Raw genomic sequence first — 25,837 nt, forward strand, 5'->3', positions numbered from 1 at the left:
ATGACCGTTCTTACGATCTCACTCCGCTCCGGGCAATACGCGTCGCGCGCTCAATAATGCAGCGGCCTTGTCTGCCGCTCGGGCAGGAACACCTCGACCAGCATGCCTTCATTCGGAACCGCCTGCACCTCAAGGCGCGCGCCGAGACTTTCGGCAAGCCTGCGGGCCTTTTCCAGATGGGTATTTTCCGCGCCGCCCTGTTCGGACCGCGCGCCGCCATTGCCGACGCGCCGGCGCGAGGGCGCGATGCCGTTGTCGCGGAACCGCAGCACCGTCGCCCCGTCCGCCGTCAGTGCAGTCGACACCACGACCTGGCCGCCCGCCGGGGTGAACTGAACCGCGCCCATCAGCAGTTCCTGGGCGATTTGCCTGAGTGTTTCCGCAGAACCCGGCGCATTGCCGACGCTCGGCGAAAGGGCGGCGCGGATGATGATCCGGCGTCCATTGGCGCGCGGCTGGACCATGCTCACGGCCTCGGCAACGGCGTCATTGATGCGCGCCGCCTCATCCTTGCGGGGGGTGATTTCGGGTTCGGCCGGGGGCGGAGCGATCTCGGGTTCGGGCTCCGGCTCGCCCAGAAGCCTGCCGATCACGCCGCGGGCATGACGGCCCTTGAGCGCGATTTCGCGGGCGATGCGGTGATAGCGCTGATCGCCGATCGCGCCAAACGGCTGGTGATCAAGCGTTTCGGAAAGCGATACGATCGCGTCGATCGGCTGGCGCACTTCGTAGCGCAACGCCGAGATGAAGGCATCGCGGTCGTCTTCGGCCTGGCGCGCCTCGCGCCGGGCCGCCCGCAGATCATCCTCGCGGCGCTTCAGCGCGGTGATGTCGCGCAGCGCCATGCAGATGCCGTCCGATTGCGGCAGCGGGCCGAGCGTCACGTAGAGCGGTATCAGGCCTCCGCCGGATTCGCGGCCGATCACCTCCAGCCCCTCGGTGGCGATCTCGCCGGCCGGCCGCTGAGCGAGGCGGTCGAGGTGCCTGTGGATGTCGCCGTGGCTTTCCTCGGCAAACAGGATATCCACCGGCTCGCCCGCAATCTCGGCCGTGTCGGTGGCAAACAGCGCGGCGGCGGAGGCGGAGAGCGAGCGTAGTTGCCGTTTCCCGTCCAGGATCACGATGCCGTCGGTGGCGGTGTCGAGGATCGAGGAAAGTTCCGCAACCTCGGCGTCCTTGTCGGCGCTGGGGGCGGGCGCCTCCGCCGGCTTCGACGCGGCGCCGACCAAGGGCGTTGCGAGCGTGTCGGAATCCTGCGCCGGTCGCAATGTCAGGGCAAGCGCACGGCCATCGTTCCAGGCGATCGCCTGCATGTGGAAGGATACCGGAAGCCTGTCGCCGTCTGCGGTGCGGAGGAACAGGCGGTCGTCGCTGCCGCGCTCGACAAAGGCATCAGTGCCGCCGGCGGCGATCACCGCCTCGAGCGAGCCATAGCCGGACACCGCCAGAAAGGCAGGATTGACGTGAAGAATGCGCTCTCCCGCCTGGATCACGATCGGGTTCTCGCTGCGATCGAATTCGGAGGTGTCCGCTGTGGTTTCGGATTTCTCGGCAGGCGCGGTGGTGCGGCGGATCACCGGGCCGCAGGGCTGCGGCTCCGGCGCTTCCGGCTGAATGTCTTCGGCGGGGGGCTCAGGGCGCAAGTCTTCGGCAGGGGCCGCGGAGCGCAACTGGCTCGCGATCTCATCCAGCGCATGGCGCTCGTCATCCGTCAGCGTCTTCGCGCTTGTGGTCTGTCGGGCCTCCGGAATACGTGCAGGCCGTGGCGCTTCCCGTTGCTCGCCGAGCCGAACGAGGCCGAATCCGCGAAAACCGTCGAAACGGCGCTCCCGGGTAAAGGTGGGCAGGGCCGCAAGATCGACCGGCACGAGCATATTGGTTTTGCCGAGCGGCCATTCGACGCTGCGGCCCGACCAGGTTTCCGTCGTTTGCAGCAGGTCGCCGATCGCGCCGGCGCCCTTGACGCCGAGCCGCGATTCGACCTCGGCGAAGGTGAGACCGGAGATCGCGCCGGTCTCCTCGCCGACGGCTTCCACCAGTTCGCTCGAGACCTCGGTGATCCGCCCATAGATATCCGTGCGCCAGACGAAGCGGCGCGGAAGCGGCCCTTCTACGGCTTCCGGTTCCGGGGTCCGCGTCTCCTCGGCCGCCACAAGCTCGGGCTGCTTCCTTATCACCGGAGCGGCGGGCTGAATTGCCGGGTCAGCAGGCTCCAGGATGGGTGCAGCGGACTCCGCCGGGCTTTCCTCCATCAACGCGCCGAAGCTTTCGTCAATCGCGGCGATGACGTCGCGCGCCGGTCTTTGTGGCACAGGCGCTTCGCCGCGTTCTGGGCGTATATGCGGCCTGATCTCCGCCGAAAGGTCCGGCGAGACGGCGAGCAGGAAAAGGTCGGGTGTGCTGGAAAGCCGCCCCAGCGCCACCGGCCAGATTCCGGCTTCGTTGGTGACCAGCCGCTCGATATAGCTGTCGGCCCGTCGCGAAAGGCTCTCGACGATGTCGGCAATATCGGCCTCGCCAAGGCTAGTGGCCGCGAAATCGTCAGAGCGGAGCGTGATCTGCCCGTCGCCGTTCACGAGCGCCAGATGTTGCGATCCGCGCACGAGGCTTGCGTCATCCCTTGCGTCGGATTCGCATTCCAGCAGGAAATATCGATGGTTGGCGAGGATGAACAGGCTCGCCGTCGCCTTTCTCGTCACCCGCCGGAAGCGTTGCGTCAGGTGAATGGTAAGGCTTTCGCTGTCGCCCGGCTCGGTAAGCCTGCCGGCGACGGCGGCGAACTGGCGGCGGAGAATCGGATCGCTCGGGCCCGTCCCGATCGCCGCGTCTACCCCGGAATAGCCGAAAAGCCTGGCGCCTGCTTCATTGGCCCAGACGATCGCGCCGTCCGGCGCATCGAGCACGAGCATCGGCCGCGCTTCCAGGAATCGCTGGCGCAGGGCAGGGTGCGATGCAAAGGCGATGAAGGGCGGGTTGCTCATGAACGGCTGTCCGGTTCGCGTTGTCGGCCTGGCGCTTGGCCTTTTAATGCTTTTTTAATGATAAATGCCAATACGGTCCAGAATGCGGTGCGGTTTTTCACGCTCCACGGTTAATGTCCGGAGGCCCGGCGTCTCAAATCTACTCGGGAAGAGATGTTGGGGCTTGCAAATTCGGTTCAGGCATTTTAAACGGGCCGCGATGCATCACGCGTCGCCCTTAAAGCGTCGCCCATCAAGCGTCACCTTGTGCGGTTGTAGCTCAGTTGGTTAGAGCGCAGGTTTGTGGCACCTGAGGTCGGTGGTTCAACTCCACCCAACCGTACCATTTCTTCATCTTATCGTTTTTCGCCAAAGAGGCCTTTGCTGGCCGTGTTTATGGCCGCGCAGCAACTATAAGTTAACGTTAACATCCGATTGTGATCGTTATAAACAAGTCGCTGTGCTGGTGGTATTGCGGCGTCCGGATGGTGCTGGCAATGAATGAAGACCTTTCGGGCGCTTGTGAACAGCATGACGATGATCTATGGTTCCGGCGATTTCAGAGACATTTTCGGCCGGGACCTGGCGGTTGACAGATAGTATGACCAACCTGACCGCTTATATCACGGGACTTTGCCTTTCGGCTGCCGCTGGCCTGTGCGCTGGCGTAGAGCCGGCATCGGCGCAGTTGCTGGAAGGGCCGGGCGCCCTGTTCCTCGATCAGACCCCGATCGAGATGATGGCTTCCAACTATTCAAGCTTCGAGACCGGCTATCTCCTGCCCCGCGGCGCGGTCTATCTGCAAGTCGGCTCCGACCAGACGACTGCTGGCTCAGGAACAGGCACCGAGGTTTATACCTTGCGCGGCGATTGGGCCGTTGCCGACTGGCTTCAGGTCAGCGCCTTCGGCCATGCATTCGACGATCCGCCGCTTTGCGGGACGTCGGCATGCGCTGACAACCTGACCTTCCTTGCCGGCGGCGGCGGTTTGAAGCTCGGTCTCGTCGAAAGCTATGGTCTTTCAATCGCCGCTTCCGGGTCGCTTGAAACGCTGTATCTCTCCGGCGATCTTTACGGCAACGAAGCAAACGGCAATTGGGAGATGGCGGGCAGCCTGCAATTGCCGATGAGCCTGACGGTTACCGACAGTCTGAGGTTTCACCTGACCCCCGGCGTCTCGTTTCTGCCGGAGACCGTCAACGGCGTGCCCTATTACGGCACGATCCCCTATGTCGGCGCGGGGCTCACCTGGCAGCCCATCACCGGCCTCCAGTCCTATGCCACCGTCATGCTGCCCTATGGCACGGATGGCAATGCTCTTTCGAGCTCCGGCGGGTACGAGGTCACACCGGTGTGGTTGGCAGGCGTCAAGCTTGCGGTGACGCCCAAGGCGGCCGTCGATATCTTCGCGACCAATGGCTGGGGGCAGACGCCGGCGACCAGTATTCTGGCGTTTCCCGGCAATGACGAGATCGCCTACGGCATCAGGCTGAGCTACACGCCGTGGGTCGGGGTTGCGACTCGGGATGTCTATTTCGACAGCTATCGCGTGGATATGCTGAGCCCGGTCACCCAGCTCGAACAGGCGCGCCAGTTCGACGGATTGACGCTGACCAGCGCCAATACGCTCACCCCTCATCGTATCCTGGCCGAGGCCGGCATCGGTAGCCGGGATTTCATGGATGTCCATCTCGGCTTCAGCCCGGACCAGGATCTGCAGCTTGACGCGATCTTCTCGCAATATCCGGGCGGCGGCATGGCGGGAGACGCGGTCAGCCCCTGGGGGGATGAATGGGCCTATATGGCCGGCGGCAAATTGCGGCTCATGGACCAGAACTACGGCGACCTGTTTTCGCTGGCGGGGCAGGTTCTTGCGGGCCGGGATTTCAACGAGCCCACGACCGGTATAATTTACGCCTCGCTGCCGGCGAGCCTTGACCTTTCGGATGCGGTCTCCGTGGCAGTCGAGCCGAAATTCGCGGCCTATGGCGACGAACGTCTGAAAGCGATCGGCGGCGGCGTGACCGTGCGTCCGCTGCGCGATCTGGCGCTGATCGGCGAGGTTACGGCGGTTCTGGACGGCGGCGACCCGGTATGGGCGGGCGGCGCGCGCTACGCCCTTCCAAACACACCGTTCAGCGCGGATGCCTATGTTACAAATGCAACAGGTCTGCACGGAGTCGGAACAATGCTCGCTCAGGATGAGGCCCGCTATGGACTCACTTTACGTTTTGCGTATTAAAGTCATCGCATAAATTTGGAATGCGATATTTAACGGGATGCCTGCAGTCCGTTTGGAAGCTGTTTAGGCATTAGATTATTTAAATGCTTCTTGAGGTAGGTCTGTTTTAATCCATTCTCAACTGTTCGCGCGTATCCCGTAAGCGTAAAAGTGCGTTTCCTGGTGCATGTGTTCAGAAGGCTCGAATGCCAGAGCAAAAACAAGGCAATTCGGAGAGTTTCTAGGTGCGTGCCGTAACAACCATTTGTCTGACCGTGCTGCTTTCCAGTTGCAGCGCCATTTACAATGTGTCGGAAGTGCGCCCGGTCGTGGGCCAGAGTTCGTCCGTGAAAGTTGTGCCGGTCACGAGCGAGAACGTGCTGCTTGCCAACGCTCTTACGCCTTATAAGCCCTTGTCGCTGCCTCCCGTGTTCGATCAGACGACGACCCTTCAGGGCTCTGCTGTTCCGCAGATCTCCGCCTACAAGCCGCAGGCGCAACCCGGCCCCATCGCGACCAAGTTGCCGCCGCTCCAGCAGCCGAAATCCTACCGTATCGGAGTTGGCGATGTGGTGCTTCTGGCGACTCCGAACGCTGAGTCGGCGCTGGACGAGATCAATGGCCTGCTCGCGGCGCAGAACGCAAGACAGGGCTACACGGTCCAGGATGACGGCGCCATTGCGATCCCGACCGTGGGGCGCGTCAACATCGCGGGCATGACGCTCCAGGAAGCGCAGTCCGCGCTGTTCCAGAAGCTTGTCGCAAGCCAGATCGATCCGACCTTCAATCTAGAGATTTCGGAATTCAACTCGCAGCGCGTAGCCGTGGGCGGCGATGTCGGCGACCCTCAACTTGTGCCGATCACGTTGACACCGCTCTATCTCGACGAGGCGATCACCGCGGCGGGGGGCGTCCAGACGATCGATCCGAGCTATGCCACGGTGCGGCTCTATCGTGACGGTGAGGCCTACCAGATCGCGGCTACGAAACTGTTCGCCAAGAACGACATCCCGAAAGTGCTGTTGCAGACCGGAGACCGTGTTTTCGTGGACAGCGAATATTCCGTGGAACTTGCCGAGGGCTATCTCCAGCAGGAGCTCAATCTGGCACGATTCCAGCGCGACGTGCTGGAAGAACAGCGCGATATCTTCAAGACCAGGGTGAGCATGGACGCCGTCGATCGCGACTATGTCTATGTCTTCGGTGAAGTGAAGACCCAGGGCCGTTGGCCGTTGCCATTTGATCGCTATGCGAGCCTTGCGGACGCGATGTTCGAACAGGGCGGGATTTCGCCGGTCACCGGCAATCCGCGTCGGATATACCTTCTGCGGAAGAATCCTCTGCAGACCGCCGGCCCGATGGAAATCACCGCATGGTCGCTTGATGCGCAGAACACCGCCAACCTGCTTTTGGCGACGGAACTGCAGTTGCGGCCGAACGATATCGTCTTCGTCGCCAGCCAGCCGATCACCAACTGGAACCGCGTGATTTCCCAGTTGCTGCCATCGATTTCCATTCTCGGGACCGCGAACGCGATCCTGGATTGATAAGGACGAGTCTTCTCGTCTGATTTTTCTGAACACATGATAGCGAAACGGCGGCAAATTGCCGCCGTTCGTTTTCGCGAGGGACCCCTGACAATCAGGGGCCGTCGTTGAACCTTACCTTGTCGACCAGTTCCGAAGCTTCCTTGCGGTGGGCGGCCACCTCGGAAAGCGGCAGCGTATCGGGATTGATTTCGCCGAAGGATTGCACGATCTCGGAGGCCTCGGCGCCGGGCAGAACGGGATATTCGAAAACCTGCTCGGCATAGATTTCCTGGGCCTCGGGCGAGGCGAGGAATTCCATCAGCTTCAGCGCGGTATCCGGATGGGGGGCGTTCTTGGCCATGGCCATGCCGGAAATGTTGACATGCGTGCCGCGATCATCCGCATTGGGGAACAGAACCGTGATTGCCTCGGCCCAGTCCTTCTGCTCCGGCTCCTTGTCGTTGGTCATCATCAGGCCGACATAATAGGTGTTGCCGAGCGCGATATCGCATTCTCCCGACATGATCGCCTTGGCCTGACCGCGGTCATTGCCGTTCGGCTTGCGCGCCAGATTGGCCTTGAAGCCCCGCAGCCATTCCTCGGTATATTCGGCTCCGTGGTGCGCGATCATCGAGGCGATCAGCGCGATATTGTAGGGATGCTGGCCGTCGCGGATGCAGATCGCGCCCTTCCATTTGGGATCGGCCAGTTCCTCATAGGTGATCGGAATATCGCCGACGCGATCCTTCGAGGCATAGACCACGCGGCCGCGCTTGGTCAGCGCGAACCATTCGCCATCTTCGTCGCGGTATTGCTCGGGAATATCGGCATTGATCAGTTCGCTTTCGACCGGCTGGGTGACGCCGCCGTCCTTTGCTTCCGTCAGACGTCCGATATCGACCGTGAGGATGACGTCGACGGGGCTGTTGACCCCTTCGGCCTGAATGCGTTCGACAAGACCCTTGTCGAGGAAGAGGACGTTCGTCTGGATTCCGGTTTCCTCCTCGAACCGCTCCAGGAGCGGCGCGATCAATTCCGGCTGGCGGTAGGAGTAGATGTTGACCTCGTCGGCGGCGAAGGCCGGCGCGGCGAACGCCACTACCCCTGCCGTCGCCAGAATGCGGGTGATCGCTGAAAGTCTTGTCATTGCCTTCTCCCTGTGATCTCATATCTTGAGTATCGTAATCAGGTAATAGCGGGTCCCTGTCAACCATGCCCTGGAAGACTTGAGTGAAAATTTCTTCTTTTGGAATTGTTCAAAAGAGGCAAAGGCGCTATAACGTGGAAAGATTCTAAAGAGGAGCACGGCATGCGCCTGACAAAGCAGACAAATTACGCGGTTCGGATGCTGATGTATTGCGCCGCCAATGACGGCAAGCTGAGCCGCGTGCCAGAGATTGCCAAGGCCTACGGGGTTTCCGAACTGTTCCTGTTCAAGATCATCCAGCCGCTGCACAAGGCCGGCATCATGGATACCGTGCGCGGCCGCAATGGCGGCGTGCGTCTCGGCCGGGCGGCCGCTGATATCACGCTCTTCGATGTCGTGCGGGTCACGGAAGAAAATTTCGCGATGGCGGAATGTTTCGAAGTCGGCGCCGAGACGGATTGCCCGCTGGTCGATAGCTGCGGCTTCAATTCCGCGCTCCGCGAGGCGCTCAACGCCTTCTTCGCGGTTCTGGCGAAATACACGATCGCCGATCTCGTGCGCCGCCGCACCGATATCTTCAAGCTGCTCAACATCGAGGAAGACCGCAAGACCGAGCAGTCCGCGGCCTGAAGCCTAGCCGTCGCCGATCTAGGATCGGACGTCGGCAAACACCTCCGCGATGGTCTTTTCCAGCGTATCGAACATCCCCTCCATTTCCTGACGGGTGATGATGAAGGGCGGCGCCAGCACGACGGAGGCGCCGAGCGGACGGCAGATCAACCCGTTCTGAAGCGCCGTGTTGGCGATCTTTTCGGAGATGCCGACCTTGCTGTCGAAAGCGGCTTTGGTGTTCTTGTCGGCAACAATCTCGATTGCACCCATGAACCCGACGCCGCGCACCTCGCCGGCGTGAGGGTGGTCGGCGAACCGGCCAAGCCGCTCCTGAAAGTGCGGGGTAAGCGCACGCACATTGTCGATCAGCCCCTCATTTTCGATCACATCGAGGGCCTTCAGCGCCACCGCGCTGCCGAGCGGGCTGCCGGCGGCGGTGAAGCCGTTGGGGAATTCGCCGAAGCGCTCCGACGCCTCCATCAATGCGGCCGTGAGCTGCTCACCCAGAATGACCGCGCCCATCGGATAATAGCCGGCCGTCAGGCACTTCGACGCGATGATCGCGTCGGGTTCGATGTCGTAGACGTCGCTGCCCCACATTTCGCCAAGGCGTCCGAAGCCGCAGATCACCTCGTCGGCAATCAGCGGAATATCATATTTCCTGAGGATCGGGCGGATTGCCTGGAAATAGCCCTTCGATGGCGGAATCACGCCGCCGGCGCCCTGCACCGGCTCGGCAAACATGCCGGCGATGGTTTCCGGTCCCTCGCGCTCGATCAGGTCTTCGAGGTTGCGCGCCATGCGCTGGGTGAAGTCCTCCTCGCTTTCCTCCGGCAGGCCGTAACGCCAGAAATGCGGGCAATCTGCATGGAGAAAACCGGGCAGCGGCAGGCCGAATTCGGCATTATAGGGCTTGCCCGTCATCGAGGCGGTGGCGATGGTGACGCCGTGATAGGCGTTATGCCGGGTGATGATCTTGCGCCGCTCCGGCTCGCCCCTGGCGCGGTTGATCATCCACAGCATCTTGACCATGGTGTCGTTCGCCTCGGAGCCCGAATTGGTGTAGTAGACCTTGCCATCCTCGAACGGCGACAGGCCGATCAGTCGCTTCGATAGTTCGACCGTGACGTCGGCCACCCGGCCGAAGAAGGAATGGTAGCCGGGAAAACGCCGGGCCTGCGCGCACAGCGCATCGATCAGGCCCTGATGGTTGAAGCCGGCGACATTGTTCCAGAGCCCGGAATTGGCATCGAGATAGCGTTTGCCGTCGATATCGACCACGTAAATGCCGTCGCCGTGGGAGAGCACGATCGGGCCGACCTCATCCAGCGAGGCGAAATCGGAAAAGCCCGGAAAGACGTTCTCCATCCCTTGTTTTTCCCATGCGTGCATCATCGTCTCCGTCATTTCCCGTGGCAGCGAGGTTTGTCGCGAACGGCCGCCGCCGTCAACCCGTGTCGACCGTCCGGTGTAACGGCGGATTTAGGCCACGCGACGATACCAATTGTCTACGAAACGATTTAAGCAGGGCGGGAGCGTTTTTGCTGGCCTCTTTGCGGCCAGCGGTTGAGGAACCTATCGGGAGGACATCATGACGGATAACGGTATCAGAAACCCCATATTGCCGGGGTTCAATCCCGATCCCTCGATCTGCCGCGTCGGCGATGATTACTATATCGCGACATCGACCTTCGAATGGTATCCCGGCGTGCAGATCCATCATTCCCGTGATCTCGCCAATTGGCAGTTGGCGGCGCGACCGCTGAACCGCGCCGGGCTGCTGGATATGCGCGGCAATTGCGACAGCGGCGGCATCTGGGCCCCATGCCTGACCCATGCGGACGGACTGTTCTGGCTGGTCTACACCGATGTGAAGCGCATTTCCGGCAGCTTTAAGGACGCGCCGAATTACCTCACCACCGCACCGACGGTGGAAGGGCCTTGGTCGGACCGCGTCTTTCTCAATGCCAGCGGCTTCGATGCCTCGCTGTTTCACGCGCCGGATGGTCGAAAATATCTGCTGAACATGCTCTGGGACCACCGCCAGAAAGGCCATGGCGACCAGTTCGCCGGGATCGTGCTGCAGGAATATGATGTCGCGGCGCAAAAGCTCGTCGGTCCGATCCACAACATCTTCCGGGGATCCGAGCGTAAGCTCACCGAGGCCCCGCACCTCTATTACCGTAATGGCTGGTACTATCTGATGACGGCCGAAGGCGGCACGGGCTATGAACATGCGGTGACGCTTGCCCGCTCGCGCGATCTTCTCGGGCCGTACGAGATGCATCCGAATACCCATGTGCTGACCACGTTCGATGCGCCGGACGCGCCGCTACAGCGCTGCGGCCATGCCGATATCGTCGAAACGCAGACGGGCGAGACCTATATGGTGCATCTCTGCTCGCGCCCGGTTGACGTGGAATGGGACGAGGGCAAGGCCGCTTTTCGCCGGGGGCTGCCGGGCGAGGAAAACGAGCGTCGCCGCTCGCAGATGGGGCGCGAGACCGGCATCCAGAAAATGGAATGGCGCGATGATGGCTGGCTCTACCTCGCCGAGGGCGGCCATGCGCCGACCAGCCTGATCACCCCCGCGCCGAAAGGGCTTGAGCCCGCGCCGTTCGACGCGCCGCCGGTCCGCACCCGGTTCGCGTCCGGTCCGCTGCCCACCGACTTCCAGTGGCTGCGCAGCCCGGAGCCCGAGCGGATGTTCTCGCTCGATGCCCGGCCGGGTCACCTGCGCATCTTCGGCCGGATGTCGCCGGGCAATGTGTTCGAAAACGCCATGCTCGCCCGCCGCCAGACAGAGCATCGCTTCACGGCGACCACTGAGATCACGTTCGATCCGATCGACTTCCAGACCTTCGCCGGGCTGATGTGCTGGTACAACATGGCGCAGCATCATTTCCTCGCTGTCTGCCGCGAGGATGACGGTAGCCGCGCCCTGCGGATCATGTCGGCGCTCGGCGATTTTCCCTTTGGCAAAACCGTTTTCGGCTGCGATCCCGAGCTGGTGCCGGATGGACCGCTGGAACTTCGGGTCTCGGTCGACAAGGCGGCGTTGCAGTTTTCCTGGCGCAGCGGGGAGGGTGCGTGGCGTGATATCGGGCCGGTGCTCGACGCGACGATCCTTTCCGATGAAGCGGGCGTGGGTGAGGGCAATAATTTCACCGGCGCCTTTGTCGGCATGGCGGCCTATGACACCGGCGGTCGCGGCCACCATGCCGATTTCGCCTGGTTCGATTACGCGCTTCGCGATTGAGGGTGGCCTCGCTCGATTGACAATGCTGACTGTTTAACTCAACTATTGCGCCCTGTTCATAACCAGCAGGGGTCATCATGCATTCGGGCATTCTCGCATCCGCCGTCCTTTCCATCTCGCTCCTTACCGGTGGCGTCGCGTTCGCAGGGCAGGTGATCGACCATGCCATGGGTACGACGGAGGTGCCGGACGCGCCGCTCAGGGTGATCACGCTCACCAATGAGACGACCGAGGCCGCGCTGGCGCTCGGCGTAACCCCGGTCGGCGCGCCGCAATCCTGGTATGGCGATCCGTGGTATCCGCATCTGGGCGACAGGCTTGAGGGCACGGAAGTGCTCGGGACCGAACTCGCCGTCAATGTCGAACTGGTGGCCGCGCTCGAGCCGGACCTGATCATCGGCAGCCGCAAGCGCGACGAGGAGATTTACGGCCAGCTCTCGGCGATCGCACCCACGGTATTCATCGAAGGGCTCGGCGCCTGGAAGGACAATTTCGCCTTCGTCGCCGATGTGCTGAACCGCGAGGCCGAGGGCGAGGCGGCGCTCGCCAGCTACGAGGCGCGGGTTGCGGCCTTGAAGGACGGTCTCGGCGACAAGGTGGGCGAGAGCCTGTCCGTGGTGCGCTTCGTGCCGGGCCAGACCTATCTCTACCTCAAGGGCAGCTTCCTTGGTCATGTGCTGGCCGATGCCGGCTTCGCCCGCCCGCCGCAGCAGGATGCCGACGGGCTGTCGCTTGCGGTCGGGCGCGAAAGCATTCCCGACATGGATGGCGACCGGATATTCTGGCTGACCTATGACACCGGCGACGGCAAGGGCGATGCGATGGCCGAGGAATTCCTGTCCGACCCGCTGTGGTCGCGGCTTTCGGCGGTCAAGGATGGAAAGGTCTACGAGGTTGATGACGGCGTTTGGGCAACGGCCGGCGGCTGGTTCGCGGCGCAGGAAATGCTGGACGATCTCGCCGATGTCTACGGCGTGGAACTGCCGCCGGCGGAGGCGGCCTCGGACTAAGCCGACTGTCGCGAAAGCGGCACGATCACCGGCAGGTCGGTTTCCGGCAGCGGCAATATCCGGCAGTCGATATCGAATACCGCGCTGATCCGCTCTTCGGTCAGCACGTCGCGGGTCGCGCCTTCCGCCGCGATGCGGCCGTTTTCGAACAGCACGACATGATCGGCATAGCGCAGCGCGTGGTTCAGATCGTGCAGCACGATCACGAAGCTACGTTGTTCGCGCCGGTTCAGCATCACCAGCAAATCCAGGATTTCGAGCGCGTGGGCGATGTCGAGGTGGTTGGTCGGCTCGTCGAGGAATATCCGCGGCGCGTCCTGCGCCAGCGTCATCGCGATCCAGGCGCGCTGCACCTGTCCGCCTGAAAGCTGGCCGATGCTGCGCCCGGCAAGCGCCTCCATGCCCGTGGTCCTGAGCGCGTTTTCGACCGCGCGCCGGTCCTCGGCGGACGGGCCGGAAAACCGGCTGCGGCGGGAATAGCGCCCGAGCATGGCGAGATCAAACACGGTCATGTCCTCCGGCGCATCCGGCGACTGGCTCAGCATCGCGATTTCGCGGGCCAGCGCGCGCGGCGTCCAGTCGTCAAGCGCCTGACCTGCCACCTCCGCCTCGCCGCCGCTTGGCGCATGAAGCGCGCGCAGCACCTTGAGCGCGGTGGATTTGCCGCTGCCGTTCGGCCCGCAAAAGGCGATGATCTTTTGCTCCGGCAGTGTGAGGTCGATCGCATCAAGCGCGGTGAACCCGTCATAATGCGCGGAAAGCGTGGACATTTCGGCAAGCGGCTTAGACATTGCTGCGCTGGCTCCTGAGGATAAGCATGAGGAAAAGCGGCGCGCCGATCAGCGCGGTGACCGCGCCCGCCGGCAGTTCCAGCGGACTGGCGATGGTGCGGGCGAGCGTATCGGCAACCAGCACCAGCATCCCGCCGATCATCGCGGTCGCGACGAGATAGCCAGCGGCGAACTGGCCATGGAAGAGACGCGCGGCGTGCGGCGCGATCAGCCCGACAAAGCCGATCGCGCCGACCTGCGAGATCGCGAGCGCCGTCAGCAGAACCGAAAGCACCATGAGCGCGATCCGGTTTCGGTCGACCGAAAAGCCGGTGGTCGCCGCCGTCTGGGCATCGAGCACGATCTGGCGCATCGGCAGGCGCATGAAGATCAGCACGGGCACCGCCGCCGCGAGGCCGAGCGTCACCACGCCGACATCGATCCAGTGGGCGGCGCTGACCGAGCCGGTGATCCATTGCAGGGCCTGGCTTGCGCGATAAACCGGGCCGATGATCATCATCAGCGTGACGGCGGCCTTGGCGAGCGCGGAAAGCGCGATGCCGTAGAGGATCACGCGCACGGGATCGCGGCGGCGGGTATCGGCGAGCGTCAGCAGTCCCACAAGAGCGGCGAAGGCGAGCGCGCCGATGATCGCGGCGAGCGGTTGCCACTGGATCGAGACGGTCAGCACGTTGGCTTCATCCGAAAACAGCCACAGGAAGGTGACGACGCCAAGCGCCGCGCCATCGGTGATGCCGAGGATCGAGGGGGCGGCCATCGGATTTCTGAGCGCCCGCTGCAGAATCGCGCCGGCAAGGCCGAGCGCCATGCCCGCCGCCGCCGCCAGCGCCACCCGCGGCAGGCGCAGGGTCCATACAATCACCGTATCCATCCGGGCGCCGTCGCCGAGGAGGGCGGCGATCACCCGATCGGGGCCGATGAAGCTCGAACCGAGACCGGTCGCGCCGATCACGCAGAGCGCCAGCAACGCGGCAAGCACGGTCAGGCGGAGGGCAGGGGCGTTCATACGCCGACCTCCCGCAAACGCTTCGCGCGCAAGAGCGCGATCAGGAACGGCACGCCGACAAAGGCGAGTACCGCGCCGATCGGCGCCTCGCCGGGGGCGACGATCAGGCGCGCCAGAATATCGGCCAGCACGGCGATGATCGCGCCCGTCAGCATGGCAAGCGCAGCCATGCCGATAAAGGCAGGGCGGCCCGGCGAAAGCCGGCGGGCAATATGCGGCGCAATCAGCCCCAGAAAGGCGACCGGGCCGGACATGGCGACCGCGCCGGCGGAAAGCAGCGCCGCAAGCGCCAGCGCGGCAATGCGCGTGCGCGCCACGTCGACGCCGATGCCGGCGGCGCTGTGATCGTCAAGCCGCAGCGCATCGATCGACGGGCCGAGGAGGGCGCAGCCGGAAAGCGCGACCGTGAGCGCCAAGACGCCGAGCCAAAGCAACGCAAGCGGGCGATCGGCAAAGCCGCCGGAGAGCCAGAACAGCAGCGTCTCAAGCGCGGTTTCATCGAGAAGCAGCGCAAGCTGGGTGAGCGAGGCAAGCATGGCGGCGACCGTGACGCCGATCAGCAATATGCCCGTTGGTCCCGTCTGCGGCCCGAGCGCGGCGGACAGGCCGAAGACCAGCGCGGTGGCGGCAAGCGCGCCGCAGACCGCAAGCAGGCCGATCGCGCCGACCGAGACCACGCCGAACAGCACCAAGCCGAAGGCGACCGCGAAGGCGGCGCCGGCATTGACGCCCAGAAGGCCGGGTTCGGCGAGCGGGTTGCGGGTGGTCGCCTGCATCAGCAGGCCGGATATGGCAAGCGCCGCGCCGGTCGCCATCGCGTTCAGCGTGCGCGGCAGGCGCAGCGTGCGGATGATGATGTCTGCCGTGTCATTGCCGCCGGAAAAGGCCGACCACACCGTTGCCGGTCCATAAAGCCGCACGCCGAGATGCAGGCTTGCAATCGCGGCGATCAGCAATGTCAGGCTCAACAGCAGCAGCGTCTTTCGCACGGGTTCCCCTTTCGCAGCGACGATTGACATTGCTGATTGAAATGGTCAACTTTAAAACCAAAAAGATGAGTACAATATTCAACTAGGGAGTTTCAGTGGTTCGACCGATACGACTGGCAGCAATGGCTGCCCTTGCCATCCTGTTTGCAACCCCGCTTGCCGCCCGCGAGGTGAGCGATGCCATGGGCACCGTCACCGTTCCGGACCTGCCGGAGCGTATCGTGGTGCTCACCAATGAGGGCACCGAGGCGCTGCTGGCGCTCGGCGTTCACCCGGTCGGCGCGGTCAATTCCTGGCAGGGCGATCCGTGGTGGGATCACATCGAGGCGCAGATGGGCGATGCCGAACCGGTCGGAACCGAAAGCGCGGTCAATCTGGAACTGGTCGCAGCACTTCAGCCCGATCTGATCATCGGCAACCGCCAGCGCCAGGAGGATATCTATCCCCAGCTTTCCGCGATCGCGCCGACGGTGATGTCGAGCGAGTTGCGCGGCGACTGGAAGGTCAATTTCAAGCTCTATGCCGAGGCGCTAGGCCTTTCCGACAAGGGCGAGGAGGTGATCGCCGAATATGATGCCAAGGTCGCCGATCTCCGGGAAAAACTCGGCGATGCGACGAATGAGGAAGTCTCCGTCATCCGCTTCCTGCCGGGGCAGATTCGCATCTACCAGCTCGACAGCTTTTCCGGCGTGTTGCTGAAGGATATCGGGTTCCAGCGCCCGGAAAACCAGAATGTCGAGGAGTTCGCGATCCGCACCGGCAAAGAGAGCATTCCCGACATGGATGGCGACCGTATTTTCTATTTCACCTGGGAGGTCGGCAATGGCGAGGGCAAGGCGCTTGAGGAGGAGGTTCTGGCGGACCCGCTCTGGCAATCGCTCTCCGCCGTCAAGGCCGGCAAGGTCCATGGCGTTTCCGACGCGATCTGGAACACCGCCGGCGGCGTGATCGCGGCCGACCTGATGCTCGACGATATCGCCCGGATCTACGGCGTTCAGTAACTGTTTCCGGTCTTCTTGAAGTCTCGTGCCGCGCGGGTGGAGAGCCCGCGCGGCATTTGCGTCTGAGCGCGCCCGATTGACCTTCCGGCAACGAAGCGGTAAACGGGCGACATATGGTGTCCGGCCGGGTTCGAACCCCGTCAGACCGGATCGATCAAGAACACGAACGAACCAGGACTTTTATGACGAGAGCTACCTCCTCGGCGCCCTCCCAGCGCATGCTTCGCGTTGGCGAACAGGTGCGCGCCGCCATCACCAAGGTGCTGCAGCGCGGCGACCTTCTCGACCCGCTGATCGAGACCACCGTGATTTCCATTTCCGAAGTGCGGATGTCGCCGGATCTCAAGGTCGCGACCGCCTATGTCACGCCGCTCGGCCAGACCGATCACGACGCGGTGGTCAAGGCGCTCAACCACCATGCCAAGTTCCTGCGCGGCCGCATCACCCGGGAAATCCGGCAGATGAAGAACATTCCCGAACTCAGGTTCCGCGACGACACAAGCTTCGAGAATTTCCGCAAGATCGACGAACTCCTGCATTCGCCGGAAGTGGCCCGCGATCTCGATCACGATGACGACGACGGTAAAGAATAAGAAAATGGCGCGACAGAGAAAACCCAAGGGCCGTCCGATCTCCGGCTGGCTGATCCTCGACAAGCCGATCGATTACGGCTCCACCGAGGCCGTTTCCAAGATCAAGTGGCTGTTCAAGGCGCAGAAGGCGGGACACGCCGGCACGCTTGATCCGCTCGCCTCCGGCATGTTGCCGATCGCGCTCGGCGACGCCACCAAGACCGTGCCTTACGTGATGGACGGCCGCAAGATCTATGAATTCACCGTCACCTGGGGCGAGGAACGCACCACGGACGATCTCGAGGGCGAGGTCAGCGAGAGCTCCGACAACCGCCCGCAGCGGGCTGATATCGAGGCGCTGCTGGAAAAATATACCGGCGTCATCGAACAGGTGCCGCCGCAGTTTTCCGCCATCAAGATCGATGGCAACCGCGCCTATGATCTGGCGCGCGAGGGCGAGACCGTCGATATCCCGACCCGCGAGGTGGAGATCCACCGCCTGACGCTGCTCGGCTGCCCGGACGAAAACACCGCGGAATTCGAGGTGGAATGCGGCAAGGGCACCTATGTGCGCGCGCTTGCCCGCGACATGGGCCGCGATCTCGGCTGCTTCGGCCATATCTCGTCGCTGCGCCGTCCTTTCGTGGCGCCGTTTTCCGAGGATATGCTGGTGCCGCTCTCGGAACTGACCGCGCTCGAGGAGATCGAGGACGACGAGGAGCGCTTCGCCGCGTTGGAAGAATATCTCGTTGACACCTCGGAAGCGCTTGCCAGCCTTCCCCATGTTCCGGTGAACGAGGATCAGGCCCGCCGGCTGAAGCTCGGCAACCCGATCATCCTGCGCGGTGCCCATGCGCCGGTGGAGGAACCAGATGCCTACGCCTCGCTCGCCGGCAAGCTGGTCGCGATCGGCGAGATCGCCGAGGGCCAGTTCAAGCCCAGGCGCGTATTCGGGTGAGACTTTGCCCCACCGGTTTTGAAATAAGGCGGGCGCCATCTCATAGGCTGGGCTTCAACGGAATCGCATTCGGTATGACTTATTCACGGTGATTTCTTCAGCAGTTCCGGATGTCGTGACAGACGATAGCTGATCACGCTCGCCGCCAGAAGCGGTATCAGTACGCAGATGAGAAGTGCCGTGACAAGCCATGGCCCTGTGGGCAGCAGGAAAGTCAATACGGCGAGCACCACCGCGAATTGGATCATCAGCTTGCCGGCGATTCGGTGCGCGGCCTGCCAGATGGCAGCATCGCGCATTGTCCATGGCAATCGCAACCCGGCAAAGGCGTTGGCGCGCGATTTGGGCATGGCATTGCCGACAAGCGCCAGCAGCAGGGCCACCGCCAAGGTCACGATCTGCGGCATGTCGATGTTACGGTCGAGAGCCGTCATCACAATGCCCGACTGTATCGCAAGGCATATTATGAGTGAGGCGGTGATCGCCGCCCTGGCTATATGCCTGCCATTTGCGGCGGCCCTGCGATGGGCGACCAGAATATTCAAAAGCATCGTTGCGAGCGCGACGCAGGGCGGGACGGCCAATGCATAATTGCGCTGCCAATAGGCATCCACCTCGCCCCGGACGTTCCAGTGCACGGGAAGCGCCGTCAGCGCCGGGATCTCGATCAGCCCGAATATCGTGATTGCCGCAATTGCGGCCAGCAGCAGGATCTGTGTGAGTGTAACGGAGTCAGTTTTTCTCATCAGGACGATCCTTCAAGCTAAGAAGCCCCGCGATCGATTCTTCCAGAAGCGAAGCATTGAGATGGTAGATGAGGCTGGTGCCTTGACGCTCTACCGTCACAAGTTCCGCCTCTCTCAGTTTTGCAAAATGCACCGATAGCGTCGGCTTGGTCAGGGCGAAATGCTCCGCGAGCGCGCCGGCGCTCAAAGGGCCTGTGCGCAGCAGAATCAGAATCTGCCTTCTGACTGGGTGAGACAGGGCCTCGAAAACGACGCCGATACCGATAATAGTCTCCCTATATAATTCGTAATTTATCTAATTAGTGTTTTTTCTAAATATGTCAAGACCCCTCGTTGGGCTATGTATGTCATCGAAGACCGTGCTGGCGATAGGGCGGATTTAGCCCTCCAGGTTGAAACGGAAGGGTGGCCGGTTAGGCGAAAATTCGGACAGCCATTGCGTCGCCGTTCATCCTGTGTTGGAAAACTTGTTGTAGTGGGGGAGAGTGTCGTTCTCGCCGGATTTGCCGTCATAATGTCTTTCGGTTCCGGTGGCAAAAGCGTACAGAGTCTGATAACGCTGGCTTACTACAAGGGGAGGTTGCATGCTGGATATGCTCATGCGGTGCATCGTGCCGATCGCCGCCGCCTTTTTCACCGTCATTGCGATTGCCACGGGCTGGTTCTGGATCCTGCTGATCACCATTCCGTTGCTGGCGATCGCCTTCTATGACTGGTTCCAGTCGTCCTGGACCATTACCCGCAACTATCCCGTTGCCGGCCGCATACGCTGGATCGCATTGTCGCTGCGGCCTTTCATCCGCGCCTATGCGGTGGAGGATGACACCCACGGCACGCCCTATTCCTATGCCGCGCGGCAACTGATCCGGACGCGGGCGCATGGTCTTTCCGACACGGTGCCCTTCGGCACGGAACTTGAGGTCTACGAGGATCCGCATCACTGGATCTCCCATTCCATGGCGCCGCATACCGATCCCGATCGCTCGCCGCGCGTCACGGTCGGCAACGAGCAGTCGTCCAAGCCCTATGAGGCGTCGATCCTCAACATCTCGGCTATGAGCTTCGGCGCGCTTTCGGCCAATGCCGTGCGCGCGATGAATATCGGCGCGAAGACCGGCGGGTTCTACCAGGACACCGGCGAGGGCGGGCTCAGCCGCTACCATCTCGAACATGGCGGCGACGTGGTCTGGGAAATCGGCTCCGGCTACTTCGGCGCGCGCGACAAGGATGGCCATTTCGATCCCGAGAAGTTTCGCGACAAGGCCGCCAATGACGCCGTCAAGATGACCGAGATCAAGGTCAGCCAGGGCGCCAAGCCCGGCCATGGCGGCATGCTGCTCGGCTCCAAGGTCACGCCCGAGATCGCCGAGGTGCGCGGCGTACCGGTCTACCAGAACTGTCTGTCGCCGCGCGGCCACTCTGCATTTTCGACGCCTGTGGAGATGCTCGAATTCGCGGCCAAAATGCGTGATCTTTCCGGCGGCAAGCCCGTCGGCATCAAGTTCTGCGTCGGCCAGCCGCATGAGCCCTTCGCGCTGGTCAAGGCCATGCTTTCGACCGGCATCTATCCCGATTTCATCGTGATCGACGGCGCCGAGGGCGGCACGGGTGCTGCCCCGCTGGAGCTTGCCGACTGGGTCGGCATGCCGCTCTGGGACGGGCTGATCATCATGCGCAACGCGCTTGTCGGCGCGGGCGTGAAGAAGCATGTCCGTCTTGCCGCCAGCGGCAAGGTGTTCTCCGGCATGGGGCTTGCGCACAACCTCGCGCTTGGCGCTGACTGGTGCAATGCGGCCCGCGCCTTCATGATGTCGGTCGGCTGCATCCAGGCGCAGCGCTGTCACACCGGCACCTGTCCCACCGGCGTCACCACCCAGGACAAATGGCGCCAGCGCGCGCTTGTGCCGGAAGAGCAGGGCGCCAACGCCGCCCGCTTCCACAAGAAGACCGTAGAGGCGCTGTCGGAAATCGTGGCCGCCTGCGGTTATGCCCATCCGCAGGACCTGCAGCCGCACCACATCATGCACCGTCTCGGCTCGCATGACGCCGTGCCGCTCGACAAGCTGCATACCTTCCTGCCGGAAGGCGTGCTGGTGGACGACCCCGATTCGACGCTCTACGCCGACTGGTGGCGGGCGGCGAGCCCGGACAGTTTCCGCCCCGCCGCCGACCTGGTGCGGATGCGCGCCAGCGCGGGCTGAACCTGCCGGTCCGTTCGGCAAGGCCGCCGTTTGATCGGTTCCGGTTGCAATTTGGACGCAATGCCGACGAATTTAAACGTAAGGCGCGAAACCGATTGACTCGGTTTCGCGCCCGTTCAAATAATTGAAGCCGAATATTGCATATTCACTGTAGTAAGCCAGCAGGGGTGGTCGGCTGCACTCGTTGAAGCGCATTGAGCTAAGGGGGATTTTCTATGGCGATGCGACGCGAAATCGGGCTGATCGGACTGACATTTGTCGCGGTCGGCGGTGTTCTGGGCTCCGGCTGGTTGTTTGCTCCGCTTGATACGGCGCAGCTGGCGGGACCCGCCTCCATCATAGCCTGGCTGATCGGCGCGGTGGCGATGCTTCTGATCGCGCTCACCTATGCCGAAAACTCCACGCTGTTTCCGATCGCCGGCGGCATCGCCCGCATTCCGCAGTTCTCCCACGGCCGGTTGCTGGCGCTCGCCATGGGCTGGAGCGCCTGGGTCGGCTATTGCACCACCGCGCCGATCGAGGTGAAGGCCTCGCTCGGCTATGCCTCATCCTATCTGCCGTGGCTGACAAACAGTGCCGGCGGCCTGACCGTTTCCGGCTATCTCGCCGCCGCCGTGTTCCTCGCGGTGCTAACGGTCATCAACGTCTTCGGGGTGGCGTGGTTCGCCCGTATCAACACCGCGATGACATGGTTCAAGCTGTTCGTGCCGGTGGTGTTCATCGTGGTCATCGTCGCGGCCCGGTTCGAGCCCTCGAACTTCACCTCCGCCGGCGGTTTCGCGCCGTTCGGCGTTCCCGGCATTTTCGCCGCCGTTTCCACCGGCGGGGTCGTGTTCGCCTTCATCGGCTTCCGCCATGCGATCGACCTTGCGGGCGAGGTGCGCAATACCCAGCGGGTGATTCCGCTGGCGCTGATCCTGTCGGTGCTGATCTGCCTTGCGATCTATGTCGGCCTGCAGATCGCCTTCGTCGGCGCCATCGACCCGGCATCGCTTGCGGGCGGCTGGCAGACGATCGAGGCGACCCATGAACTCGGTCCGCTTGGCGCGCTGGCAACCTCGATCGGGGTGTTGTGGCTGCTCAGCATGCTGAATGTCGCCGCCGTGATATCGCCCGCCGGCAGCGGCCTCGTCTCGGTCAGCTCGAATGCGCGTCTGGCGCTGGCGATGTCGAACAATGGCGTGTTTCCGCGCCTGTTCGCCAAGCTTAACGAATTTGGCGTTCCGCTCTGGGCGCTGATCCTGAACTATGTGGTGGCGCTGTTCATGCTGATCGTGCTGCCGTTCCAGCAGATCCTGGCGCTGAACAGCGCGGCGGTCGTACTGTCGTTCATCGCCGGCCCGGTTTCCATGGTCGCCTTCCGCTATCTCGCGCCCAATGCGCGCCGGCCCTTCGTGGTGCCGGCCGCGGGCTTCGTCGGCGCCGTCGCCTTCGTGATCGCGAGCCTGATGATCTTCTGGTCCGGCTGGAGCACGATCTGGCTTCTGCTGGCGCTGCTTGCCGTCGGCGCGGTGCTGTTCCTGCTGCGCTTCGCGGTGATCGGCCGGGAGGATCTGGAGCCGAAGAGCGCGGTCTGGTTCGGCATCTACATGGCCGGCATCGCCGTCATCTCCTATCTTGGCGGCTATGGCGGCGGTCTCGGCGTTATCCCGCACCCGCTCGATTCAGTGCTGGTCGGCCTGTTCGCCGTGGTGATTTTCCTGATGGCCGTCCGCGGCCGCGTCTCCCAGGAGGTCTTCGACCGCTTCCGCCACGAGCAGCACGAGATCGAACGCCAGGAATATGACGGCGACGACATCGAGGACGCGATGACGCGGGAGTAATCCTGTCGACCTGCCAATATGCCTGAGCCGCCCGTTGCTATCGACGGGCGGTTTTTATGTCACTTCTCTGGCCCGGGAAATCAATGCCGGCTGCCGGCGTCATAGGGCGAATCCAGCGAGAAGGCGGGGATGTCGATCTTGAGGAGGCGATTGTCGGCGGTCCTGGCGATATAGTGGCCGACCATGATGCCGGAGGGCGTGTCGAGGGGAGCGGCGGACTGGTAGGCGTAGCGCGCGCCCGGTTCGATCGTCGGCTGCTTGCCGGCGATGCCGCTGCCCGACACGGTCTCGACAATGCCCTCCGCATTGGTAATCGTCCAATGGCGGGAGAGGATATCGATCCGTTCCGCGCGGTGATTGACGATTTCGATGTCATAGGCCCAGACAAAATGCCTGTCTTCCGGCATCGAGTGGCCATCAAGGAAGCTCGGCCTGACGCTGACCTCGATATCGTTGGTTATTGCCCTGTAGGCCATTGGCATCCCCCGGCGACGGCCAGCGCGGTTGCGATCGCGCAACCGCTCATCAGGGCAATGTGGCTCAAGCTGGCAATTTCGCAAGGGCCTGGGCGAAATCCTCGATGAGGTCGTCGGTATCCTCGATGCCGGCCGAGAACCGGATGGTGCCGCCGGTGATGCCAAGTTCGAGGCGGGCTTCCTCCGCGAGGTTCTTGTGCGTCGTGGTCGCCGGATGGGTGATCAGGCTCTTGGCATCGCCGAGATTGTTGGAGATCGAGACGATGTCGAGCTTGTCCTGCAGCGCGAATGCCGCCTCCTTGCCGCCCTTCAGCTCAAAGGCGATCAGGGTGGAGCCGGCGGCCATCTGCTTCTTCACGATATCGGCCTGCGGATGGTCGTCGCGGCCGGGATAGATGACGCGGGCGACCTGTTTCTGGTCGGCCAGGAAATCGGCGATCCGGCCCGCGCTTTCCGTCTGCTGGCGCACGCGGAGCGGGAAGGTTTCGAGCCCCTTCAAGAGCAGCCATGCATTGAACGGGGAGAGCGCGGGGCCGGTATGGCGGAAATAATCCTGCAGCTCTTCCTCGATCCATTCCTTCGACGACAGCACGATACCCCCAAGGACCCGGCCCTGACCGTCGATATGCTTGGTCGCGGAATAGACCACGATGTCGGCGCCAAGTTCCAGCGGCTTCTGGTAGAGCGCCGTGGCGAACACATTGTCGACCACGGTGCGCGCGCCGGCCTGTTTGGCGAGTGCCGCGACGCCGGCGATATCGACCACTTCCAGCGTCGGGTTGGTGGGGCTTTCGAGGAAGAACAGCTTGGTATTCGGCCGGATCGCGGCTTCCCAGTTGGCAAGGTCGCGGCCATCAACCAGCGTGCATTCGATGCCGTATTTCGGGGCCAGCGTTTCGACCACCCAGCGGCAGGAGCCGAACAGCGCGCGGGCCGCGACGATATGATCGCCGGCCTTCAACTGGCACAGGATCGCGGCGGAAACGGCGGCCATGCCGGAGGCGGTGGCGCGGGCATCCTCCGCACCTTCCAGCGCGCACATGCGTTGCTCGAACATCGCATTGGTCGGGCTGCCGTAGCGGGCGTAGATGAAGCCTTCTTCCTCGCCCTTGAAACGGGCCTCGGCGGCGGCGGAATTCTCGTAGAGAAAGCCCTGGGTGAGGAAGATGCCCTCCGACATTTCGCCATACTGCGAACGGAGGCTGCCGCCGTGAACGAGCTTGGTCTGAGGACGCCAGGACTTTTTCATCATATCTCTCCAAACAAAAAAACCGGTCGCCAAGGGACCGGTTCACCCGGCCTTTTAGCTAGTTGTTTAACGTGGCTGCAAGCCGACCGGCCAAATCACCACGGGTATAAAGGCGGCATAATCCCTATAAGCGCTTGCGTCAATTCTGAAAGCTTGGTTTTGTCGCCCGACAGGAGCAAAACATGTCACAAAAGCCCGGAATTCTGGCAGATCGCGCGATCGCCAGCCTGTTTGAGAACGGAAATCTGATCGCCGGCGCACCGCGCGATCACGACCAGATCCAGCCCGCGAGCCTCGATCTGCGGCTCGGCGCGAAGGCCTATCGCGTCCGCGCAAGCTTCCTGCCCGGGCCCGGCCACAAGGTCGAGGACAAGCTGTCCCGCCTCAGCATGCATGAGATCGACATTACCGAGGGCGCGGTGCTGGAGACCGGCTGCGTCTATATCGTGGAACTGATGGAGGCGTTGAAGCTTAAGGACGGGCTGTCGGCCTCGACCAATCCGAAAAGCTCCACCGGCCGCCTCGATATCTTCACCCGGGTGATCTCCGATTACGCCCAGGAATTCGACATCATCCCGGCCGGCTACGAGGGCCCGCTCTATCTCGAAATCTCGCCGCGCACCTTCCCGATCATCGTCCGACAGGGATCGCGGCTGTCGCAGATCCGCTTCCGCACGGGGCAATCCGTTCTCACCGAGGCAGCGCTTCTGGCGCTCCATGAGCGCGAGACGCTGGTGGCGAGCGAGATGCCGAATGTCTCCGGCGGCGGGATCGCGCTGTCGATCGATCTGGCGGGCGAGGGGCTGGTCGGCTATCGCGGCAAGCACCATACCGGCGTGATCGATGTCGACCGCAAGGCCGGTTACGACATTCTCGATTTCTGGGAGCCGATCCATGGCCGCGGCAAGGGCGAACTGATCCTCGATCCGGATGAATTCTACATTCTGGTCTCGCGCGAGGCCGTTCACGTGCCGCCGCTCTGTGCCGCCGAGATGACGCCGTTCGATCCGCTGGTGGGCGAATTCCGGGTGCATTATGCCGGCTTTTTCGATCCCGGCTTCGGCCATGCGGGCGCCGGCGGCAAGGGCGCGCGGGCGGTGCTGGAGGTGCGCAGCCACGAGGTGCCGTTCATCCTCGAACACGGACAGATCGTCGGCCGGCTGATCTATGAGAACATGCTGGAAATGCCCGAGACCCTTTATGGCGCGGGCCTCGGCTCAAACTATCAGGCGCAGGGCCTGAAGCTTTCCAAGCACTTCAAGGCCGGATGAGCGGATCAATTCTGCG

The 25,837-nt window shown here is 62.8% G+C and carries 21 protein-coding genes, 1 tRNA gene and 1 riboswitch; of the genes, 12 read left to right on the plus strand and 10 right to left on the minus strand.

Annotated features, from left to right (window positions below; translation table 11 throughout):
• Positions 1–50: 50 nt before the first annotated feature.
• On the minus strand, positions 51–2,981 hold the full coding sequence (locus Mame_RS09880) for a PAS domain-containing sensor histidine kinase (protein WP_018062830.1): 2,931 nt from the start codon (positions 2,979–2,981) through the stop codon (positions 51–53).
• Positions 2,982–3,229: 248 nt separating this feature from the next.
• Here Mame_RS09880 and Mame_RS09885 point away from each other — a divergent pair.
• The 3 genes from Mame_RS09885 (at position 3,230) to Mame_RS09895 (ending at position 6,728) form a co-directional block, all read left to right on the plus strand.
• A tRNA-His gene (locus Mame_RS09885) sits at positions 3,230–3,306 on the plus strand.
• Between the two features lie 255 nt (positions 3,307–3,561).
• Entirely contained in the window at positions 3,562–5,202 is a 1,641-nt protein-coding gene (locus tag Mame_RS09890; protein ID WP_018062828.1) for a hypothetical protein, read from the plus strand.
• Positions 5,203–5,426: 224 nt separating this feature from the next.
• Positions 5,427–6,728: a polysaccharide biosynthesis/export family protein gene (locus Mame_RS09895; protein WP_210162213.1), complete on the plus strand. Its 1,302-nt coding sequence runs from the start codon at positions 5,427–5,429 to the stop codon at positions 6,726–6,728.
• Between the two features lie 94 nt (positions 6,729–6,822).
• Here Mame_RS09895 and Mame_RS09900 read toward each other — a convergent pair whose 3' ends face one another.
• A complete protein-coding gene (locus Mame_RS09900; protein ID WP_018062826.1) occupies positions 6,823–7,857 on the minus strand; it encodes a Fe(3+) ABC transporter substrate-binding protein in 1,035 nt (344 codons plus the stop codon).
• A 162-nt stretch (positions 7,858–8,019) separates the two neighbouring features.
• On the opposite strand from Mame_RS09900, the gene rirA reads away from it, so the two are divergent.
• A complete protein-coding gene (rirA, locus tag Mame_RS09905) occupies positions 8,020–8,487 on the plus strand; it encodes an iron-responsive transcriptional regulator RirA (RefSeq protein WP_018062825.1) in 468 nt (155 codons plus the stop codon).
• An 18-nt stretch (positions 8,488–8,505) separates the two neighbouring features.
• Here rirA and Mame_RS09910 read toward each other — a convergent pair whose 3' ends face one another.
• Positions 8,506–9,837 (minus strand): aminotransferase, encoded by a 1,332-nt coding sequence (locus Mame_RS09910; RefSeq protein ID WP_018062824.1) that lies wholly within the window; start codon positions 9,835–9,837, stop codon positions 8,506–8,508.
• A gap of 223 nt (positions 9,838–10,060) precedes the next feature.
• Between Mame_RS09910 and Mame_RS09915 the strand changes: the two genes are divergently transcribed.
• Positions 10,061–11,728, plus strand: coding sequence for a glycoside hydrolase family 43 protein (locus Mame_RS09915; RefSeq protein ID WP_018062823.1), 1,668 nt, complete (start codon positions 10,061–10,063; stop codon positions 11,726–11,728).
• A 77-nt stretch (positions 11,729–11,805) separates the two neighbouring features.
• Positions 11,806–12,738 carry an ABC transporter substrate-binding protein gene (locus tag Mame_RS09920; protein ID WP_018062822.1) on the plus strand — a complete coding sequence of 311 codons (933 nt, stop codon included), beginning with the start codon at positions 11,806–11,808 and terminating at the stop codon, positions 12,736–12,738.
• On the opposite strand, the gene Mame_RS09925 is transcribed toward Mame_RS09920, so the two are convergent.
• Genes Mame_RS09925 through Mame_RS09935 form a run of 3 tightly spaced genes read right to left on the minus strand, consistent with a single transcriptional unit; the run spans position 12,735 to position 15,524 of the window.
• Complete coding sequence (locus Mame_RS09925; protein WP_018062821.1) at positions 12,735–13,529, minus strand: ABC transporter ATP-binding protein; 795 nt, start codon at positions 13,527–13,529, stop codon at positions 12,735–12,737. The genes Mame_RS09920 and Mame_RS09925 overlap by 4 nt on opposite strands.
• On the minus strand, positions 13,522–14,535 hold the full coding sequence (locus tag Mame_RS09930; protein WP_018062820.1) for a FecCD family ABC transporter permease: 1,014 nt from the start codon (positions 14,533–14,535) through the stop codon (positions 13,522–13,524). Before Mame_RS09930 ends, Mame_RS09925 begins: the two co-directional genes overlap by 8 nt.
• Positions 14,532–15,524 (minus strand): FecCD family ABC transporter permease, encoded by a 993-nt coding sequence (locus Mame_RS09935; protein WP_018062819.1) that lies wholly within the window; start codon positions 15,522–15,524, stop codon positions 14,532–14,534. Before Mame_RS09935 ends, Mame_RS09930 begins: the two co-directional genes overlap by 4 nt.
• Before the next feature lie 122 nt (positions 15,525–15,646).
• On the opposite strand from Mame_RS09935, the gene Mame_RS09940 reads away from it, so the two are divergent.
• From Mame_RS09940 to truB, 3 genes are all read left to right on the plus strand, one after another.
• Positions 15,647–16,525, plus strand: a complete 879-nt coding sequence (locus tag Mame_RS09940) for an ABC transporter substrate-binding protein (protein WP_018062818.1) — start codon at positions 15,647–15,649, stop codon at positions 16,523–16,525.
• 182 nt (positions 16,526–16,707) lie between these two features.
• Positions 16,708–17,118, plus strand: a complete 411-nt coding sequence (gene rbfA, locus Mame_RS09945) for a 30S ribosome-binding factor RbfA (protein WP_026173135.1) — start codon at positions 16,708–16,710, stop codon at positions 17,116–17,118.
• 4 nt (positions 17,119–17,122) lie between these two features.
• On the plus strand, positions 17,123–18,055 hold the full coding sequence (gene truB / locus Mame_RS09950; protein ID WP_018062816.1) for a tRNA pseudouridine(55) synthase TruB: 933 nt from the start codon (positions 17,123–17,125) through the stop codon (positions 18,053–18,055).
• 83 nt (positions 18,056–18,138) lie between these two features.
• Here truB and Mame_RS09955 read toward each other — a convergent pair whose 3' ends face one another.
• Together Mame_RS09955 and Mame_RS09960 are read right to left on the minus strand one after the other, a co-directional pair.
• Complete coding sequence (locus Mame_RS09955) at positions 18,139–18,801, minus strand: SdpI family protein (protein ID WP_018062815.1); 663 nt, start codon at positions 18,799–18,801, stop codon at positions 18,139–18,141.
• Positions 18,788–19,096, minus strand: a complete 309-nt coding sequence (locus Mame_RS09960) for a metalloregulator ArsR/SmtB family transcription factor (RefSeq protein ID WP_210162217.1) — start codon at positions 19,094–19,096, stop codon at positions 18,788–18,790. The genes Mame_RS09955 and Mame_RS09960 overlap by 14 nt, the downstream gene beginning before the upstream one ends.
• Before the next feature lie 289 nt (positions 19,097–19,385).
• On the opposite strand from Mame_RS09960, the gene Mame_RS09965 reads away from it, so the two are divergent.
• Together Mame_RS09965 and Mame_RS09970 are read left to right on the plus strand one after the other, a co-directional pair.
• Positions 19,386–21,002: an FMN-binding glutamate synthase family protein gene (locus Mame_RS09965; protein ID WP_018062813.1), complete on the plus strand. Its 1,617-nt coding sequence runs from the start codon at positions 19,386–19,388 to the stop codon at positions 21,000–21,002.
• A 215-nt stretch (positions 21,003–21,217) separates the two neighbouring features.
• Positions 21,218–22,825: an APC family permease gene (locus tag Mame_RS09970; protein ID WP_018062812.1), complete on the plus strand. Its 1,608-nt coding sequence runs from the start codon at positions 21,218–21,220 to the stop codon at positions 22,823–22,825.
• Positions 22,826–22,905: 80 nt separating this feature from the next.
• Here the strand turns inward: Mame_RS09970 and apaG are convergent, their stop codons facing one another.
• Positions 22,906–23,301 (minus strand): Co2+/Mg2+ efflux protein ApaG, encoded by a 396-nt coding sequence (gene apaG / locus Mame_RS09975; protein ID WP_018062811.1) that lies wholly within the window; start codon positions 23,299–23,301, stop codon positions 22,906–22,908.
• A 64-nt stretch (positions 23,302–23,365) separates the two neighbouring features.
• A complete protein-coding gene (locus tag Mame_RS09980; RefSeq protein WP_026173134.1) occupies positions 23,366–24,550 on the minus strand; it encodes an O-succinylhomoserine sulfhydrylase in 1,185 nt (394 codons plus the stop codon).
• Between the two features lie 34 nt (positions 24,551–24,584).
• A riboswitch (SAM riboswitch) is annotated at positions 24,585–24,662 on the minus strand.
• A 70-nt stretch (positions 24,663–24,732) separates the two neighbouring features.
• On the opposite strand from Mame_RS09980, the gene Mame_RS09985 reads away from it, so the two are divergent.
• A complete protein-coding gene (locus tag Mame_RS09985; protein ID WP_018062809.1) occupies positions 24,733–25,821 on the plus strand; it encodes a 2'-deoxycytidine 5'-triphosphate deaminase in 1,089 nt (362 codons plus the stop codon).
• Positions 25,822–25,837 lie beyond the last annotated feature (16 nt).

Origin of the sequence: Martelella mediterranea DSM 17316 (assembly GCF_002043005.1) — a bacterium.
Classification (GTDB): Bacteria; Pseudomonadota; Alphaproteobacteria; order Rhizobiales; family Rhizobiaceae; genus Martelella; species Martelella mediterranea.